This window comes from Celeribacter sp. SCSIO 80838 (genome assembly GCF_056498065.1).
In genome coordinates, this window is record NZ_JAZKMA010000001.1 from 2,816,001 (window position 1) to 2,832,345 (window position 16,345).

16 protein-coding genes are annotated in these 16,345 nt (G+C 60.8%); 7 read left to right on the plus strand and 9 right to left on the minus strand.

The window, feature by feature from the left end; all coding sequences use genetic code 11:
- Window positions 1–4 precede the first annotated feature (4 nt).
- The 5 genes from pstB to V1475_RS14155 all read right to left on the minus strand — a co-directional run bounded on the left by pstB (window position 5) and on the right by V1475_RS14155 (window position 6,213).
- Window positions 5–802 carry a phosphate ABC transporter ATP-binding protein PstB gene (gene pstB, locus V1475_RS14135; protein WP_434287209.1) on the minus strand — a complete coding sequence of 266 codons (798 nt, stop codon included), beginning with the start codon at window positions 800–802 and terminating at the stop codon, window positions 5–7.
- Between the two features lie 23 nt (window positions 803–825).
- Window positions 826–2,196, minus strand: coding sequence for a phosphate ABC transporter permease PstA (gene pstA / locus V1475_RS14140; protein ID WP_479413264.1), 1,371 nt, complete (start codon window positions 2,194–2,196; stop codon window positions 826–828).
- Window positions 2,196–3,659, minus strand: coding sequence for a phosphate ABC transporter permease subunit PstC (pstC, locus tag V1475_RS14145; protein WP_479413265.1), 1,464 nt, complete (start codon window positions 3,657–3,659; stop codon window positions 2,196–2,198). Before pstC ends, pstA begins: the two co-directional genes overlap by 1 nt.
- Before the next feature lie 164 nt (window positions 3,660–3,823).
- Window positions 3,824–4,855: a substrate-binding domain-containing protein gene (locus V1475_RS14150; protein ID WP_434287206.1), complete on the minus strand. Its 1,032-nt coding sequence runs from the start codon at window positions 4,853–4,855 to the stop codon at window positions 3,824–3,826.
- Between the two features lie 290 nt (window positions 4,856–5,145).
- Window positions 5,146–6,213: an ATP-binding protein gene (locus V1475_RS14155; RefSeq protein ID WP_479413266.1), complete on the minus strand. Its 1,068-nt coding sequence runs from the start codon at window positions 6,211–6,213 to the stop codon at window positions 5,146–5,148.
- 216 nt (window positions 6,214–6,429) lie between these two features.
- Between V1475_RS14155 and V1475_RS14160 the strand changes: the two genes are divergently transcribed.
- A complete protein-coding gene (locus V1475_RS14160; RefSeq protein ID WP_479413267.1) occupies window positions 6,430–6,846 on the plus strand; it encodes a hypothetical protein in 417 nt (138 codons plus the stop codon).
- Window positions 6,847–6,897: 51 nt separating this feature from the next.
- Here V1475_RS14160 and V1475_RS14165 read toward each other — a convergent pair whose 3' ends face one another.
- Entirely contained in the window at window positions 6,898–7,428 is a 531-nt protein-coding gene (locus tag V1475_RS14165) for a gamma carbonic anhydrase family protein (protein WP_434287202.1), read from the minus strand.
- Window positions 7,425–8,084 carry a guanylate kinase gene (gene gmk / locus V1475_RS14170; RefSeq protein WP_434287201.1) on the minus strand — a complete coding sequence of 220 codons (660 nt, stop codon included), beginning with the start codon at window positions 8,082–8,084 and terminating at the stop codon, window positions 7,425–7,427. Before gmk ends, V1475_RS14165 begins: the two co-directional genes overlap by 4 nt.
- 636 nt (window positions 8,085–8,720) lie before the next feature.
- Here gmk and V1475_RS14175 point away from each other — a divergent pair.
- Window positions 8,721–9,467, plus strand: coding sequence for a PAS domain-containing protein (locus tag V1475_RS14175; protein ID WP_479413268.1), 747 nt, complete (start codon window positions 8,721–8,723; stop codon window positions 9,465–9,467).
- A gap of 136 nt (window positions 9,468–9,603) precedes the next feature.
- Window positions 9,604–10,008: a GNAT family N-acetyltransferase gene (locus V1475_RS14180; RefSeq protein WP_479413269.1), complete on the plus strand. Its 405-nt coding sequence runs from the start codon at window positions 9,604–9,606 to the stop codon at window positions 10,006–10,008.
- 50 nt (window positions 10,009–10,058) lie between these two features.
- Here V1475_RS14180 and V1475_RS14185 read toward each other — a convergent pair whose 3' ends face one another.
- Window positions 10,059–11,429: a class II 3-deoxy-7-phosphoheptulonate synthase gene (locus V1475_RS14185; protein ID WP_479413270.1), complete on the minus strand. Its 1,371-nt coding sequence runs from the start codon at window positions 11,427–11,429 to the stop codon at window positions 10,059–10,061.
- Between the two features lie 166 nt (window positions 11,430–11,595).
- The gene (locus tag V1475_RS14190; RefSeq protein ID WP_479413271.1) at window positions 11,596–12,681 is read right to left on the minus strand and encodes a PQQ-dependent sugar dehydrogenase; all 1,086 of its coding nucleotides are present in this window, start codon (window positions 12,679–12,681) and stop codon (window positions 11,596–11,598) included.
- Between the two features lie 262 nt (window positions 12,682–12,943).
- Between V1475_RS14190 and V1475_RS14195 the strand changes: the two genes are divergently transcribed.
- The 4 genes from V1475_RS14195 to V1475_RS14210 all read left to right on the plus strand — a co-directional run bounded on the left by V1475_RS14195 (window position 12,944) and on the right by V1475_RS14210 (window position 16,345).
- Window positions 12,944–14,116 (plus strand): ABC transporter substrate-binding protein, encoded by a 1,173-nt coding sequence (locus tag V1475_RS14195; protein ID WP_479413272.1) that lies wholly within the window; start codon window positions 12,944–12,946, stop codon window positions 14,114–14,116.
- A 113-nt stretch (window positions 14,117–14,229) separates the two neighbouring features.
- Window positions 14,230–15,018, plus strand: a complete 789-nt coding sequence (locus V1475_RS14200; protein ID WP_479413273.1) for an ABC transporter ATP-binding protein — start codon at window positions 14,230–14,232, stop codon at window positions 15,016–15,018.
- A 29-nt stretch (window positions 15,019–15,047) separates the two neighbouring features.
- Complete coding sequence (locus V1475_RS14205; RefSeq protein WP_479413274.1) at window positions 15,048–15,641, plus strand: hypothetical protein; 594 nt, start codon at window positions 15,048–15,050, stop codon at window positions 15,639–15,641.
- Window positions 15,638–16,345: an ABC transporter ATP-binding protein gene (locus V1475_RS14210; protein WP_479413275.1), complete on the plus strand. Its 708-nt coding sequence runs from the start codon at window positions 15,638–15,640 to the stop codon at window positions 16,343–16,345. The genes V1475_RS14205 and V1475_RS14210 overlap by 4 nt, the downstream gene beginning before the upstream one ends.

A 16,345-nucleotide genomic window follows, 5' to 3' on the forward strand; every position in this document is an offset into this window, starting at 1 on the left:
TCCCTTAGCCGATCCGGCCGGTGATGTAGCTTTCAGTCCGCTCATCTTTCGGGTTGGTGAAGATTTGTTCGGTGTCACCGTATTCCACAAGGTTGCCCAGGTGGAAAAAGGCGGTTTTCTGGCTCACACGGGCGGCCTGTTGCATCGAGTGGGTGACGATGACGACAGAGAAATTCTCACGGAGCTCGTCAATCAGTTCCTCGACCTGAAGCGTCGCAATCGGATCGAGTGCGGAACACGGCTCGTCCATCAGCAGAACTTCCGGCTCGGTCGCAACGGCGCGCGCGATGCACAGACGCTGTTGTTGACCACCCGAAAGCCCGGTGCCCGGTGCGTCGAGACGGTCTTTGACCTCGTCCCAGATCGCGCCACGGCGCAGCGCCTTTTCGACGATCTCGTCGAGATCGGCCTTGTTCTTGGCCAGACCGTGAATGCGCGGGCCATAGGCGATGTTGTCGTAGATCGACTTCGGGAAGGGGTTCGGACGCTGGAACACCATGCCGACTTTCGCCCGAAGCTGCACCGGATCGACGCGCTTGTCGTAGATGTTTTCGCCGTCGAGCAAGATATTGCCCTCGACACGGCAGATGTCGATCGTGTCGTTCATCCGGTTCAGACAGCGCAGGAAGGTCGACTTGCCGCAGCCGGACGGACCGATGAAGGCGGTCACGGTCTTGTCGAGGATTTCCACGTTCACGTCCTTGATCGCGTGGGTGTCGCCGTAGAAAACCTGTACGCCTTTGGCCGAGATTTTGGTGTCGTTCATGTCCACGTCTTTTCTCACAATTCGCATATCGTTCATGGGTCTAACCTCAAATGACCTCGTTACCAACGGCGCTCGAAGCGTCGGCGCAGGATGACGGCGATGATGTTCATCGTCATCAGGAATACAAGAAGGATGATGATCCCGCCCCATGCCCGCTCATAATACGCCGGATCGGCGCGTTTGGCCCATTCGTAAATCTGGGCCGGCATGGCGGAGTTCGGCGACAGGAAACCGGCGGCGATGCCGTCGGGCATGTTGGAGGCGATAAAGCCCACCATCCCGATCAGCAGAAGCGGTGCGGTTTCGCCAAGCGCCTGCGCCAGACCGATGATGGTCCCGGTCAGGATGCCCGGCATGGCCAAGGGCAGCACATGGTGGAACACCGACTGCATCTTGGAGGCGCCCACGCCCAGAGCCGCATCGCGGATCGAGGGCGGCACGGCCTTCAGCGAGGCGCGGGTCGAAATGATGATCGTCGGCAGCGTCATCAGCGTCAGCACCAGACCACCGACGAGCGGCGCGGACATCGGCAGATGGCCGAACTGGATGAACACGGCGAGGCCCAGAATACCGAAGACGATGGAGGGGACGGCTGCGAGGTTGGAGATGTTCACCTCGATCAGGTCGGTCCATTTGTTCTGCGGCGCGAATTCCTCGAGATAGATCGAGGCCGCGACGCCGATCGGCAGGGACAGCACCAGCACCACCATCATCATGAAGAAGGAACCCACCATCGAGACCCCGATCCCGGCCTGTTCCGGGCGGCTTTCCGAGGCGTCGGAGCCGAAGATGAAGGCCGGGTTGAACGAAGTCTTCATCAGCCCCGCCTTGACCATGGCATCGGCCACGTCGAGATGCTCGGCGTCGAGGTTCTTGTCACGTGCCAGGCTGTCGCGGGTCACACGCCCCTTGAAATAGCCATCGACACGGGACGAGGCCAGAAGCCGGAAATCGACCGTCTGCCCGATCAGATCGGGGTTGGCGAGCACGGTGTCGCGCACCTGGGCGGCAACCGAGGAGGACAGAATATCCGCCACATCCTTTTCCTTGGCAAAGGGGATCTCGATCCCCTTGTCCTTGAGCGCGGTGATCAGCGACGTCGTCACAAGCGGGCTGTAGCCAAAGGTCGTGACCTTGGCGAGGTCCGCCGGATCGCGGTTGCCGTTCTTGTCGAGCTTGGCCTCGGTCAGTTCCACCGGGATGGTGACGAAGGTCTGTTTGAAGGCCGGGATGCCGTTCGAGATGATCGATACAAGCAGCGCGACGAGGAAGAACAGCCCGAGCGCGATGGCGCCGATGCCATAGGCCTTGAAGCGGGCTTCCGAGGCGTTGCGGCGCTTGGTGCGGGCGCTGAGCGTCAGGAGCGAGCTTTTGCCCTCTGTCTTGCCTGTTGCTTTGGCGGGGCCGTTATCAGCGGTAAAGTCGGACATCAGTCATACTGCTCCCGGTATTTGCGCACGATCACGAGTGCGACGATGTTGAGCGCGAGGGTGATAACGAAAAGCGTCATCCCAAGGGCAAAGGCGACCAGCGCCTCCGGCGAGGAGAAATCCGCATCGCCGGTGAGCTGGGAGACGATCCGCGTCGTCACGGTGGTCATCGCCTCGAACGGGTTCATGTTGAGCTTGGCTGCGGCCCCTGCCCCCAGCACCACGATCATGGTTTCGCCGATGGCGCGCGAGGCGGCCAGAAGGATGGCGCCGACGATGCCCGGAAGGGCTGCGGGCAGCACCACCTGTTTCACGGTTTCGGATTTCGTTGCGCCCAGACCCAGAGAGCCGTCGCGCATCGCCTGAGGCACCGCGTTGATGATGTCGTCCGACAGCGAGGAGACGAAGGGGATGAGCATCACGCCCATCACGATCCCGGCGGTCATGACGGAGCGCCCGCCCTGCATCCAGCCAAGCCCACCGTCGCCGAAGATCGACATCAGGAGCGGCCCGACGGTCAGAAGCGCGAAGAGACCGTAGACGATGGTCGGGATACCGGCCAGCACTTCAAGAAGCGGCTTGGCGATCGCGCGCACCTTGGGGCCTGCGTATTCCGACAGATAGACGGCGGCAAACAACCCGATCGGCACCGCCACGACGAGCGCGATGATCGAGACGTAGAACGTGCCCCAGAACAGCGGCAGGATGCCCAGCTCGGAGCCGCCGCCGAAGGAGGGCGCCCATGTGGTGCCGAAGAAGAAATCTGCGGCCGGGTAGAGTTTGAAAAATTCGATGGTATTGAAGATCAGCGACAGGACGATTCCGACCGTGGTCAGGATCGCGATAGAGGCCGCCGACAGAAGCAGCATCAGGATCACGCGCTCCACGGAATTGCGCGCGCGCATGTCCTTGCCGGTGCGCAGAAAGGACACGGCAAAGCCCGCGATGGCGGCCGCCAGAACGGCCCCGGTCATCAGCCAGTGGCCGGTCGCGTTCATCGTCCGGTATTTCTGCGCCGCCTGAAGCACATAGGGCTGCACGTTGGAGCCGAGCGCCACGCCGACCTCGCCGAGACGACCGCGAATGTCGGTGAACTCGGTGCGAATGTCGTGGGCCTGTTCGGCGCTCAGCGCGCCTTTCTCGACCGCGATGTCGAGCCCCTCGGCAACACGGCGCACATCGGACATGGCGAGGTTGAGAGAGCCGTAATCGGACAGCCCGCGCTCCGGGATCAGACCGGCCACCTGGCCGTGGATCACCATCGGCTGAACGATCAGCCAGAGCACCAGAACTGCGAAACCGGGGATCAACGTGGCCAGAAGCACGTTCGATCCGTAATAGCTTGGAAGGGAGTGAAGCAGGCGAATATCGCCCTGCGCATCTTTGAGCGCGCGGGCACGCCCGAGAACAAATCCGATAAGGCCAAGGGCCAGAACGAGGATGAAAAGCCACAAAACGGGCATGGAGCTGCTCCTATGCGGGGCCGTGGAAATCCGGTCAATCGGCCCGGTGCAGGGATTTCGGAAAAGCGATCTGCCGGTGTCGGCGGGGCTTTCCGGCGGGAAGCGGCGCGAGATCCCCCGCGCCGCCTCTGTCTTCGTGCAAACCTTAGGGGTACCCCTGAGGCTTACTGCATGGTGTCTTCAGCAGCGACAGCGGCTTGGGTCGCAGCCAGTTCCGGGTCGGACACGAGGCCGTACTCGGAAAGCGGGCCGTCCGGGCCAGCCATATCGTCGGAGACGAAGAACTCAGCATATTCTTTCAGACCCGGGATCACGCCGATGTGGGCTTTCTTCACGTAGAAGTACAGCGGGCGGGAGACCGGGTAATCGCCGGAGGCGATGGACTCGGTGGTGGCTTCAACGCCGGACATGGTCGCGGTTTTCAGCTTGTCGGTGTTGTTCTCGTAGAAGGCGAGACCGAACACGCCGATGCCGTTCGGGTTGGCGTCGATGGAGGCCAGCGTCTCGGTGTAGTCACCGTCGATGTCCACGGATTTGCCATCGGTGCGGACAGCCATACAAGCGCCTTCGGCGTCGTCTTCGGACATGCCGGAAGCGACCATGGCTTCCATCGCGCCGGTGGCTTCACAGCCAGCCAGGAGCACTTTTTCTTCGAAGACTTCACGGGTGCCGTGTTTGGTGCCCGGGATGAAGGCCATGATGTCGGCAGCCGGCAGGTCGGCGTTGAATTCGGCCCACTGGGTGTAGGGGTTCGCGACGATCTCGCCGTCTTTCAGGACTTTCTCGGCCAGAGCGTTGAAGATGTCAGCCGGTTCGAAAGCGGTGAAGGCCGGGCCGTTCAGCTGGGACGCGAACACGATGCCATCGTAACCGATGCGGACTTCGATGATGTCGGTCACACCAGCTTCGGCACAGGCGGCGATTTCTTTGTCTTTGATTTTGCGGGACGCGTTGGCCACGTCGATGGTGTTTTCGCCGACGCCTTCGCAGAAGCGTTTCAGACCAGCGGAGGAGCCACCGGATTCCACGACCGGGGTCGGGAAGTCGAAGTTTTCACCGAAAGCTTCCGCGACGATGGAAGCGTAGGGCAGAACGGTGGAGGAACCGGCAACCTGCACCTGATCACGGGCGCTCGCGGCGGTGGCGGAGACGGCTGCGATCGCGATCGCGGAGGCGGTCAGTTTCACAAAGGACATCGTATGCTCCTGATTTGCTCTATGTCCGAGAGCGGTATTGCTCTCTCGCTGGGCGGTTTAGGGGGGGCGTGCAATGCTTTTGTGAAACTAATGTAACAGTTTCATGACAAAGAGTGTGAATTCCCTCGACATCTTCCGGATTAGTCCAGAAAACACAGAAGTTTTCTGGTGTTTTGCATCCTTGCTGTGACATTCCGTCAAGGATTGTGACAGGAAATTAACCTTTGCCGACCGGAAAGCAGACGGAAAATCCCGTCCTTGAACGCGATTTGTGACAGTTTATGTGACGCTTATTCGTAAGGCAGGATGACGGAGAAGCAACTGCCCTGCCCGGCATGGCTTTCGATCCTGAGCCGTCCGCGATGCCGGTTCAGAATATGCTTCACGATGGCCAAACCCAGCCCCGTGCCGCCCATTTCGCGCGAGCGGTGCGAATCGACTCGGTAGAATCGCTCTGTCAGGCGCGGAATATGCTGTGCTGCAATGCCCTCGCCCTGATCTGAGACATCCACACGCACCGCCTGCGAACGCATCGTCGGCTCGTTTGTATGGGAGGTCAGACAGATCCGCACCTCCTTGCCACGCCCGCCGTATTTGATCGCATTCTCGATCAGGTTGGTGAACACTTGAATGAGTTGATCGTGATCGCCGGGCACGTCTTCGCGCCCCTCGACCCCTTCAAGGAGCAGCGTCACATCCTGCGCCTTGGCCACCGGCTGAAGATTGAGCGCGACGGAGCGCAGAAGCGCCGAGACGTCGACGTGATCCGTCGGGCGCACCCGCCGCTCCGCTTCGACGCGCGACAGGGACAGAAGATCGCCGACGATGCGGTTCATCCGCTTGGCCTCGCGGTCCATAATCCCGAGAAACCGCTCCCGCGCGCCGGTATCGTCCGCCGCCGGACCCAGAAGCGTTTCGATGAAGCCCAGCACGGCAGTCAGCGGCGTGCGCAGTTCGTGGCTGACATTGGCGACGAAATCGCGCCGCATCTGCCCCGCCTCGTACACCTCGGTCTTGTCCTCGAAGGCGACCGTGACACAGGCGAAATCGCCGACGATCACCGGCCGCAGCACCACGTCATAGACCAGCTCGCGCTGGCTTTCCGTGATGCGATAGACCGCCTCGGCCGGTTGCGACAGGCGCAACACGTTCTCGATCGCATCGAGCAACATCGGCTGGCGCAGCACGGTGATGTAATGCCGACCGACCATCTGCTCGTTGAACAGGGTTCGCGCCGGGGCATTCGCCGCCATGATGCGCTCGTCCCGCCCGATCACCACGACAGGCAAGGGCATGGCATCCGCCAAGGCGCTGACCATGTCGCTGTCACGGGAAGAAGATTTGAAGCTGTAGTGCATTGGAAATCCTGCCTGCGCGCCTGCCTAAAGCGGCGATGTAACTGTTTCATGACGACGCACGCAGGCCAAGTGCGATCCACATCCCCTGCCTGAAACTGCGCCATCATATTTTCAATTTGCGAAATTTTCCGAATTCGGCAAAAATATTGTTGCATTTTCGATACTTTGCCCGTTTCCTCAAAGGCGATGAGGCAGAAACAGATGGGGACCCAGCCCATGGGAACCGTAAGACAAACGGCTTTCGGAGAGTTCCTTGCGGGAGAGCGCGGAACGCAATTCGACACGGGCGGCATGATCCTGATGGTCGGAGAGCCTCAGCGCATGCAGACCCTGAAAAAGCATTTTCCCAAGCGCAGCGGCGTGTTTTTCATTGAATTCGCCGATCTCACCCCGGAGATTTTGCAGGGCATCTGTCCCGACATCGTAATGTCTCCGGCGATTTCCGACCAGTTCGATTGCCTCGATCTCGCGGATTTCCTGAGGACCGCGCGCTACAAGGGAGCCTATCGCGTTCTTGCCCGCGACCTGCCCCGCCCGGAGATCATCTGCAACGAATTGCGCAACCATTATCCGGGCCTTGATTTCGATGTGCTGCGCCCGGAACCCGTGCGGGTGCTGGCCTCCCTGCACTGACAGCGCTCTGAAAACGCAGAGTACGAAAAAGGGGCCGCGCGGCCCCTTTCCTTATCCGATCTTCTGCAATCCGTCGCGATAGCGTCGAGCGTTCTGCTGATAATGTAGCGCTGAGCCTCTGAGCCGGGAAATCTCCGCCTCCGACAGCGCACGCACAACCTTTCCCGGGCTGCCCATCACGAGCGACCCGTCGGGGATCTCCTTGCCCTCGGTGATCAGGGCACAGGCGCCGATCAGGCAATTCTTGCCGATCTTCGCGCCATTGAGCACGGTCGCCCCCATGCCGATCAGGGAATTCTCACCGATGGTACAGCCATGCAGCATGGCTTTGTGCCCGATGGTGCAGCCCGCGCCGATGGTCAGCGGATAGCCCATATCGGTATGGCAGACGCTGTTTTCCTGAATGTTGCTGCCTGCGCCCACGAAAATCATCTCGTTGTCGCCCCGCAGCGTCGCCCCGAACCAGATGTTCGCCCCTTCTTCCAAAACCACCTTGCCGATGACATTGGCATCGGGGGCCACCCAATAGTCGCCATTCTCCGGCAGAACCGGCGCGTGATCGTCCAGCGTGTAAAGCGTCATCCCTCGACCTCTTCGAATTCCGCCTGCAACTTGCGCACGAAGCCCATCAGCCCCGGTTGCTGCGCGCGTTTCAGGCGCTCCGCCGACACGATGGTCTTGAGCCGTTCGAATGTCACGTCCAGATCGTCGTTCACCAAGACATAGTGATAGCCGTCCCAATGGCTGATCTCGTCCCAGCTTTGCTCCATCCGCTTGGCAATCACCTCAGGCGCATCGACACCTCGGCCTTCGAGACGGCGGCGCAGTTCGGTGATCGAGGGCGGCAGGATGAAGACCGACAAGACGTGATCACGCAACACCGAGTTGGAGATCTGCTGTGCGCCCTGCCAGTCCACATCGAAAAGCACATCGCGACCCGCTTCGATCGCCGCACGCACGGGAGCGGCGGGCGATCCGTAGAAATTTCCGAAGACATTGGCATGCTCCAGCATCTCGCCCTCATCCACCATATGTTTGAAGGCGGGCACATCGACGAAATGGTAATGCACCCCGTGCTCCTCGCCCTCGCGCGGCGCGCGGGTGGTGGCGGAGACGGAAAAGCTCAGGCTTTCGTCCCACTGCATGAGCTTGCGCGCCAGCGTCGATTTCCCGGCGCCCGAGGGCGACGACAGGATGATGAGAAGGCCGCGTCGATCCGCTGTCCGGTCCGCAGTCATGTGCAAAATCTCCCCTGAGACGGTCTTGGCACTGTCCTTAGCAGTCTGGTTCTGGCTTGGAAAGCACACAGCGCCACGCAGACCTGGCTGAGAGGGCAGAACAAGAGTGGGGCAAAATGTGACCGGAATATGGTGAGGTTTTCGAAAAGGGACTCACTTGTGCTGCGGTTTTCGTCCCGACCCAGCGCGCCCTAGGATCATCCGGGAGGATATTTAAAATTTTAACCTTATCCGCAGAGCGCGTTTCAGACCGGGAAAATCCGTTAACCTCAGATCAGGATGTTTTCTCAAAGCTTTGTTTTCATGCGGTTTAAATGATTAATGCGAGCACAATTCCGAACAAAACCTTAATGAATTCACTACCATTCCATGGAATATTTCGCCCCATGTTAACCACTGGTTAGGTTTTTCCACCAAATCGGGCAAGTTCGTGGCATATTCAGGTCAACACAGCGGTCAGGCCTTGCAGATCATTGCAGCCAGGACCGCAAGACCAGAGAACAAAACCGCGGGATCGCTTGGGCCATGGCCCGAGCCAGCGCAGAGAATGGCCACCCGCCTCCGAACGCACAGCCAGAGCGGAAGACCGCCCCCGGCCCGTCGGCACAACACGTCGACAAAAGAACAGGTGACGAGATGAAAATTGAATATGTCAGTGGCTCGAATGTCGTATCCCTCATGCCCCGCAAGGGCGCGGCGCTATATCCGGCACTGAAAACCGTGGAGGCCTATTGGGAAGGCCTGCGCAATGGCCGCCCGGTGCCCGCGCGCTCCGAGATCGACCCGCGCGGTATGCAATCGGCCCTCGAATTCGCCTTCATCCTCGAACGCATCGCCCCCGGTGTGGCGCGGTTCCGTCTTGCGGGCATGCACCTCACCGATCTCATGGGCATGGAAGTGCGCGGCATGCCACTGACCGCCATGTTCGTGCCGGAAAGCCGGGCGAAACTCTCCGAAGCGCTCGAAGCGGTGTTCGAAACCCCGCAGATCACCACGATCACGCTCAAGGCCGAACGTGGCATCGGGCGCGGCGCGATGGATGCGCAGCTTTTGCTCTGCCCGCTGAAATCCGATCTCGGCGACGTCAACCGCATCCTCGGCTGTCTCCAGTCGAAAGGCGAAATTGGTCGTCAGCCGCGCCGTTTCGAAGTGGCCGATGTCCAGTTGCGCCCGCTTCTGGGCAATCCGATGGAGCAGAGCTTTGACACCACGGGCAAAGGCACGCCGATCCCCGCCGGGTTCGCCGAGGCCAAACGCGCCTATGACGACGCCAATGCGGACGCGCCCCGCACCGAGGCGACCCCGCGGCAAGAACCGATGCGTCAAGACACGATGCGTCCCCGTGCCAAGCCGGTTCTGCGTCTGGTGAAAACCGACGACTGAGACACTCACCGCCTAATAAACAAAAAACAACTGTAGGCAGGCGGTCATAAAGGCGTGGTATCCGGGGGGGCCACGCCTTTTTGCTTTTCAACGCCGCGCCTGCATGCTCCTCTCTGTCCAGAACAGGAGCCCTCCCATGATCACCTACGCCGTCGAACCCGACCTCTCCCCCCATGAGTTCCTCGCCCTGCTCACCGCCTCGACCTTGGCCGAACGCCGCCCGGTCGATCAGCCGCAGCGGATTGCCAAGATGCTCGCCGGCTCCGACCTGATCGTGACCGCGCGCGATGCGGCGGGGCATCTGGTGGGTGTGGCGCGCTCGGTGACCGATTTCGCCTATTGCCTTTATTGTTCCGATCTCGCCGTCGATCAAAAAATGCAGGGACGCGGCATCGGCAAGGCGCTGTTGCGAGAAACCGTCAAGGCAGCGCCGGAGGTCAAGACTCACCTGCTGCTCTCCGCCCCCGGCGCGATGTCGTTTTATGAGGCGGCGGGCTATGAGGCGGTCAGGAATTGCTTCATCTTCCATCGCGGGGAATAACAAAAGCCGGGCGCGAGGCCCGGCTTTCAACTTCTTGATTTCGTGATGATTTACGCGGAGGCGGCGAGGCTCTCCGGCGTCTGGCCCTTTTGCAGCTCTTCGGCCACGAGGAAGGCCAGCTCCAGCGACTGAGACGCGTTGAGGCGCGGGTCGCAGGCGGTGTGGTAGCGGTCGGCGAGGTTTTCGTCCGACACGGCGCGCAGGCCCCCGGTGCATTCGGTCACATCCTGACCGGTCATCTCGAAATGCACACCGCCGGGGATCGTGCCCTGATCGCGATGGACGGCAAAGAATTCCTGCACCTCGGAGAGCACCTGCTCGAAGGGCCGGGTTTTATAGCCGCTGTCGGATTTGATCGTGTTGCCATGCATGGCGTCGCACGACCAGACCACATTGGCTCCTTCGGATTTCACCGTCTCGATCAGACGCGGCAGATGATCGGCCACTTTGCCCGCACCGAAGCGCGCGATTAGGGTCAGACGACCGGCTTCGTTTTCCGGGTTCAGTTTTTCCATCAGAACCTTGAGGTCTTCGGCGGTGGTCGAGGGGCCGCATTTCAGGCCGATCGGGTTTTGCACCCCACGGCAGAATTCGACATGCGCGCCGTCCGGCTGACGGGTGCGGTCGCCGATCCAGATCATATGGCCGGAGCCTGCAATCGTGGCGCCGGTGGTGCTGTCAACGCGGGTCAGCGCCTCTTCGTACTCCAGCAAAAGCGCCTCATGCGAGGTGTAGAAATCCACCGTGTGCAGATCGTGGTTGTTCTCGGAGGTGATGCCCGCCGCTTTCATGAAATCGAGCGCATCCTGAATGCGGTTCGCCATGTCGCGGTATTTCTCTGCCTCATCCGATTCCGTGAACCCAAGGGTCCAGGCGTGAACGCGGTGAATATCGGCAAAGCCACCTTTGGAGAAGGCGCGCAGCAGGTTCAGCGACGCCGCCGCCTGCGTATAGGCCTGCAACATGCGCTGCGGATCGGGGATGCGTGCATCGGCGGTGAAATCGAACCCGTTGATGATGTCGCCCCGGTAGGACGGCAATTCGACGCCGCCCATGGTCTCGGTCGGGGCCGAGCGCGGTTTCGCGAACTGACCGGCCATCCGGCCCACCTTGATCACCGGCACTTTTGCACCGAAGGTCAGGACCATCGCCATTTGCAGCATGACCTTGAACGTGTCGCGGATCTGATCCGCACCGAATTCGGCAAAGCTCTCGGCACAGTCGCCGCCTTGCAGCAAGAAGGCCTCGCCACGGGACGCTTTCGCCAGATCGCGTTTGAGTTTGCGCGCCTCGCCCGCAAAGACGAGCGGCGGATATTTGGCAAGCTGTGCCTCAACGGCATTCAGCGCGGCCTCGTCCGTATAGTCGGGCATCTGCACACGCGGTTTGTTGCGCCATGCGGTTTTCACCCAATCCGTCATCGTCTTTACTCCAAAACGGTTGATATTCTCCTCCCTCCCGCGCAGCCATTAGCGATAGCAAACACGGTTGGTCTGCGGAGTTATAGAGAGTGTCAGGCCCTGAGAAAACCCAAAACAGACGCGAAAAGCCGCGCAATTGCGTCGCAACGGCCTATTTCTTATGCGTTCAGCGCGCCGGCGCAATCCGATAGGCCGCCCCGTCGATCACCGAGAGGAACCAGATCGCCCCATCGGACGCTTCGATCACGTCCCGCACACGCCCGGTTTCCGGCCATTGCCACTGCGTCTCACGGCTGAGATCGGGTGACAAGACAGCGATATAATCGAACTTCAGCGCGCCGATCAGATGTGCGCCTTTGAGCTCCGGGAACAGGCGTCCAGAATGGATCGCATAGCCCGAGGGCGCAATTGAGGGCGTCCATTGATGCGCGGGCGGCTCGGTGCCCGCCAGCGTCATCGGTGCAAACCGCCCACCGCCGTAATTCTCGCCGTAAGTGGTGCGCGGCCAGCCGTAATTCGCGCCTTTTTTCACAAGGTTGATCTCGTCGCCGCCCTGCGGACCGTGTTCGTTGACCCAAAGCCGCCCCTCAGCGTCGAGGGCAGCCCCTTGTGGGTTGCGATGACCGTAGGACCAGATCGCGGGCAAAGCATTCGGTTGATCGACGAAAGGATTGTCGGCGGGGATCGTGCCGTCGCGGTTGAGCCGGAGCACCGATCCGTTCGCGCGCGACAGGTCCTGCGCCAAGGCGCCCTCGCCACGCTCGCCCACGGTGAGAAACAGCGTGCCGTCCGGAGCCTCGACAATGCGCGACCCGAAATGTTGGCCTTTGCGGCTGCCGTTTTCCATCACGAAGAGATCGCGAAAGCCCTCAAGTCGCCCGTCGATCAGCCGCCCAACCCCAAGCGCCGTCCCCGCGCCGCCCTGCATGGGTTTGGAATAGCTGAGGAAAATTTCCCGGCTCTCCGTAAAATCGCGCGGCACCATGACATCAAGCAAGCCACCCTGCCCTGTGTCCCAGACCTTTGGCACGCCGGACACCTCGCGCAGCGCCCCATCGTTCAGCCATAAAAGTCGCCCGTCCACCTCCGTGATCAAGACACCGTCACCGGGCAGAAACCCGATGGCCCAAGGCGCATCGAGACCGGTGACCATCGGCGTCACCTCAACCGCCCGCGTACCAGCCATGCGCTTGGAGGCGACAGACGGAAGCGGCAGGGCAAAACTCAGCAGGCACAGGATGAGACGCAGCATCGGAACACTCACAGGTAAATCACTTGGAGAGAAACTAGCGCAGAGAGGGCTACGATCCATCTCAAGCGCTGAGTCGGGGCGTATTTTCGCCAAAACACACACGCTTTGCGCGAGAGCCCCGCCACCAAATCCCGCATGGGGTCACAGATTTTGAGCAAACGCCCCAAATCCGGGCAGCAAACGCAGCGGCATATCTTTCCATCTGGTCAAGGCCCGTCTAGTCTCCCGCTCAGGACAAGATCCAAACAGGGAGAATTCTTTTATGAAAAAGCTGCTTCTGGCGACCACCGCCGCAACGCTTCTGACCGGTGCGGCCTTTGCCGAAGACGTCAAGGTCGGTATCCTTCTCGGGTTCACCGGCCCGCTCGAAACCATCATGCCGCATATGGCGGACAGTGCGGAGCTTGCGTTCAAGGAAATTTCCGAAACCGGCAAATTCCTCGGCGGTTCGACCATCAGTTCCGTGCGCGGTGACAGCACCTGTGTGGACGCCTCCGCCGCCACCGCCGCCGCCGAACGCCTGATCACCGCCGATGGAGTCGTGGCGATCATGGGCGCCGACTGCTCCGGCGTGACCGGCGCGGTTCTCTCCAACGTGGCCGTGCCGAACGGCGTCGTAATGATTTCGCCCTCCGCCACCTCGCCGGGCCTGAGCTCGATCGAAGACAACGGGTTGTTCTTCCGCACCTCGCCCTCCGATGCGCGCCAAGGCGAAATCCTCGCCGATGTGCTGGAGGAAAAAGGCATCACCTCCGTGGCCGTGACCTACAACAACTCGGATTACGGCAAGGGCCTCGCCGATGCGTTCGCCGCCAATTACGACGGTGAAATCACCCTGAGCGCGCCGCATGAAGACGGCAAGGCCGACTATTCCGCCGAAATCGCGGCACTGGCGTCCGCCGGTGGCGAGCTTCTCGTCGTGCTGGGCTATATCGACCAGGGTGGCAAGAATATCATCCAGTCCTCCGTCGACACCGGCGCCTTCGACATGTTCCTCGTCGGTGACGGCATGTATGGCGAGAGCCTGCTCGGGCTGGGCGACATCGTCGAAGGCATCCTGGGCGTCGTGCCCTGGGCCGAAGGCGAAGGCACCGACATGTTCACCAAGCTGGGCACCGATGCCGGGATTCTGGTCGACAGCACCTACACCCGCGAAAGCTATGACGCCGGCGCTCTGATCGCGCTCGCCATGGCCAAGGGCGGTGCCGCCACCCGCGAAGCCGTTGCCGCCAATGTGCTCGACGTGGCCAACGCGCCGGGCGAGAAAATCCTTCCGGGCGAATTCGACAAGGCGCTCGACATTCTCGCCGCCGGTGGTGACATCGACTATGTCGGTGCGACCAACGTCGAACTGATCGGCCCGGGTGAAGCTGCCGGGTCCTACCGGTATTACACCATCACCGACGGGGCCTACGAGACGGTGGACATCCGCTGAGACAGGGCGTAAGCCACACCATCCGGCCCGGGGCGCCATATGACGTCCCGGGCTGACTTTCTTATCCGGCCCGCTGATAATGAGGCCGGAACCAGATACGGGACACGAAACACATGATCGAAGTGCGTGATCTGCACATGCATTTCGGCGGTTTTCGCGCGGTGGACGGGGCTTCGCTCACACTTGAGCAAGGGTCCATCACAGGGCTGATCGGCCCCAATGGCGCGGGGAAAACGTCGCTTTTCAACTGTATTGCCGGGGTGCTCACGCCGACCTCCGGGCAGGTGCTGTTCAACGGTGAGGACATCACGGGCCTCAAGCCGCATGAGCTGTTTCACAAGGGCATCCTGCGCACCTTCCAGATCGCGCATGAATTCGGTTCGATGACCTGTCGCGAGAACCTGATGATGGTGCCCTCGGGCCAACATGGCGAGACGCTGTGGAACACATGGTTCGGGCGCAAACGCATCGCCGACGAGGAGCGCGCGCTCCGGGCCAAGGCAGACGAGGTGCTTGAATTCCTGACGATTTCCCACATTGCGGACCTGAAAGCGGGCGAGATTTCCGGCGGTCAGAAGAAACTTCTGGAGCTGGGCCGCACGATGATGGTCGACGCCAAGATGGTGTTTTTGGACGAGGTCGGCGCGGGGGTGAACCGCACACTCCTTTATACGATCGGCGATGCGATCAAGCGGCTCAATACCGAACGCGGCTATACCTTCTGCATGATCGAGCATGACATGGAGTTCATCAAGCAGCTCTGCGATCCGGTGATCGTGATGGCACAGGGGCAGGTCATGGCGACCGGCACCGCCGACGAGATCATGCAGAACGAAGCGGTGATCGAGGCCTACCTCGGCACCGGTGTGAAAAACAAGAAAACCGGGGAGGACGCGGAATGAACCGCCTGTCTGCGCTTTTTCTCGGAACCATGCTCACTCTGGGCGGCGCGTCGGGCAGCCTGGCCCAAGCGATTGTCGGGGTTGCCTTTGTCGATGGTAAACGTGTCGATCTCTATGACAACGGCACCTGGGATTTCAGTGAACAAGGCGACCTGACCTGTCAGAAGATTGCGGCAAAGCTGTCATTTTGCGGCAATCCCCTGAAGTGGAAACCGGCGAGAGTGCCAAATGCCGAGGTGAGTGCCGCGTTCAGCATGGATGACCGCAATTACGGCATGGTGGTCTATGAAGCGGTTGGCGCAAAAGAGGGAATGTCCCCTGCATTGCTGCAAAGCGTCGCCCTTGAATATGCGGCCGATGCCGCCGGGGTCTCTGTGTCGCACATTCCTGTTTACGGGATCGAGCCCTCGGAAGTCTCCGGGCACGCAACCGAAACGCTGTATTACGGCGCCTCGTTCGAAGGCATGAACATCATCTATGCCAATACGCCCATCGTTGGGGATCACGACACGGCGCAACTGATCACATATACGCTCGCCGAGCAGATCGACGATGCGTTCAAAGCACGTCACATGGCTTTTCTCGACGACTTCAAAGCGAACTTCTGGGAGGATTCAGAATGACCTTCCTCCACGCGAATGAAATGCGCGGGGGCTATGGCAACGGCGCGGATATTCTGCACGGTTGCACGCTCACGGTGCAAAAGGGCGAGATCGCGGTGATCGTCGGCCCGAACGGCGCAGGCAAATCGACCGCGATGAAGGCGGTGTTCGGCATGCTGAACCTGCGCGAGGGGCATGTCCATCTCGACGGCGAGGACATCACCGGCCTGTCGCCTCAGGAACGTGTGCGCAAGGGGATGGGGTTCGTACCCCAGACCCACAATATTTTCCCGACCATGTCGGTGCGCGAAAATCTGGAAATGGGCGCGTTCATCCGTGAGGACGATTACGAGCAAACCATCGAACAGGTCTACGAACTGTTTCCGGCGGTCTATGAAAAGCGCCACCAGAACGCGGGCGAACTGTCCGGTGGGCAACGTCAACAGGTGGCCGTGGGGCGCGCGCTGATGACCAAACCCAAACTTCTGATGCTCGACGAGCCCACGGCGGGCGTCTCGCCCATCGTGATGGACGAGTTGTTCGGCCGGATCATCGAGGTCGCCAAGACCGGGATTTCGATCCTCATGGTGGAACAGAATGCCCGGCAAGCGCTTGAAATCGCGGACAAAGGCTATGTTCTGGTGCAGGGCGCCAATGCCTATACCGACACGGGCGCGAACCTTCTGGCCGATCCTGAGGTGCGACGCACCTTCCTGGGGGGCTGA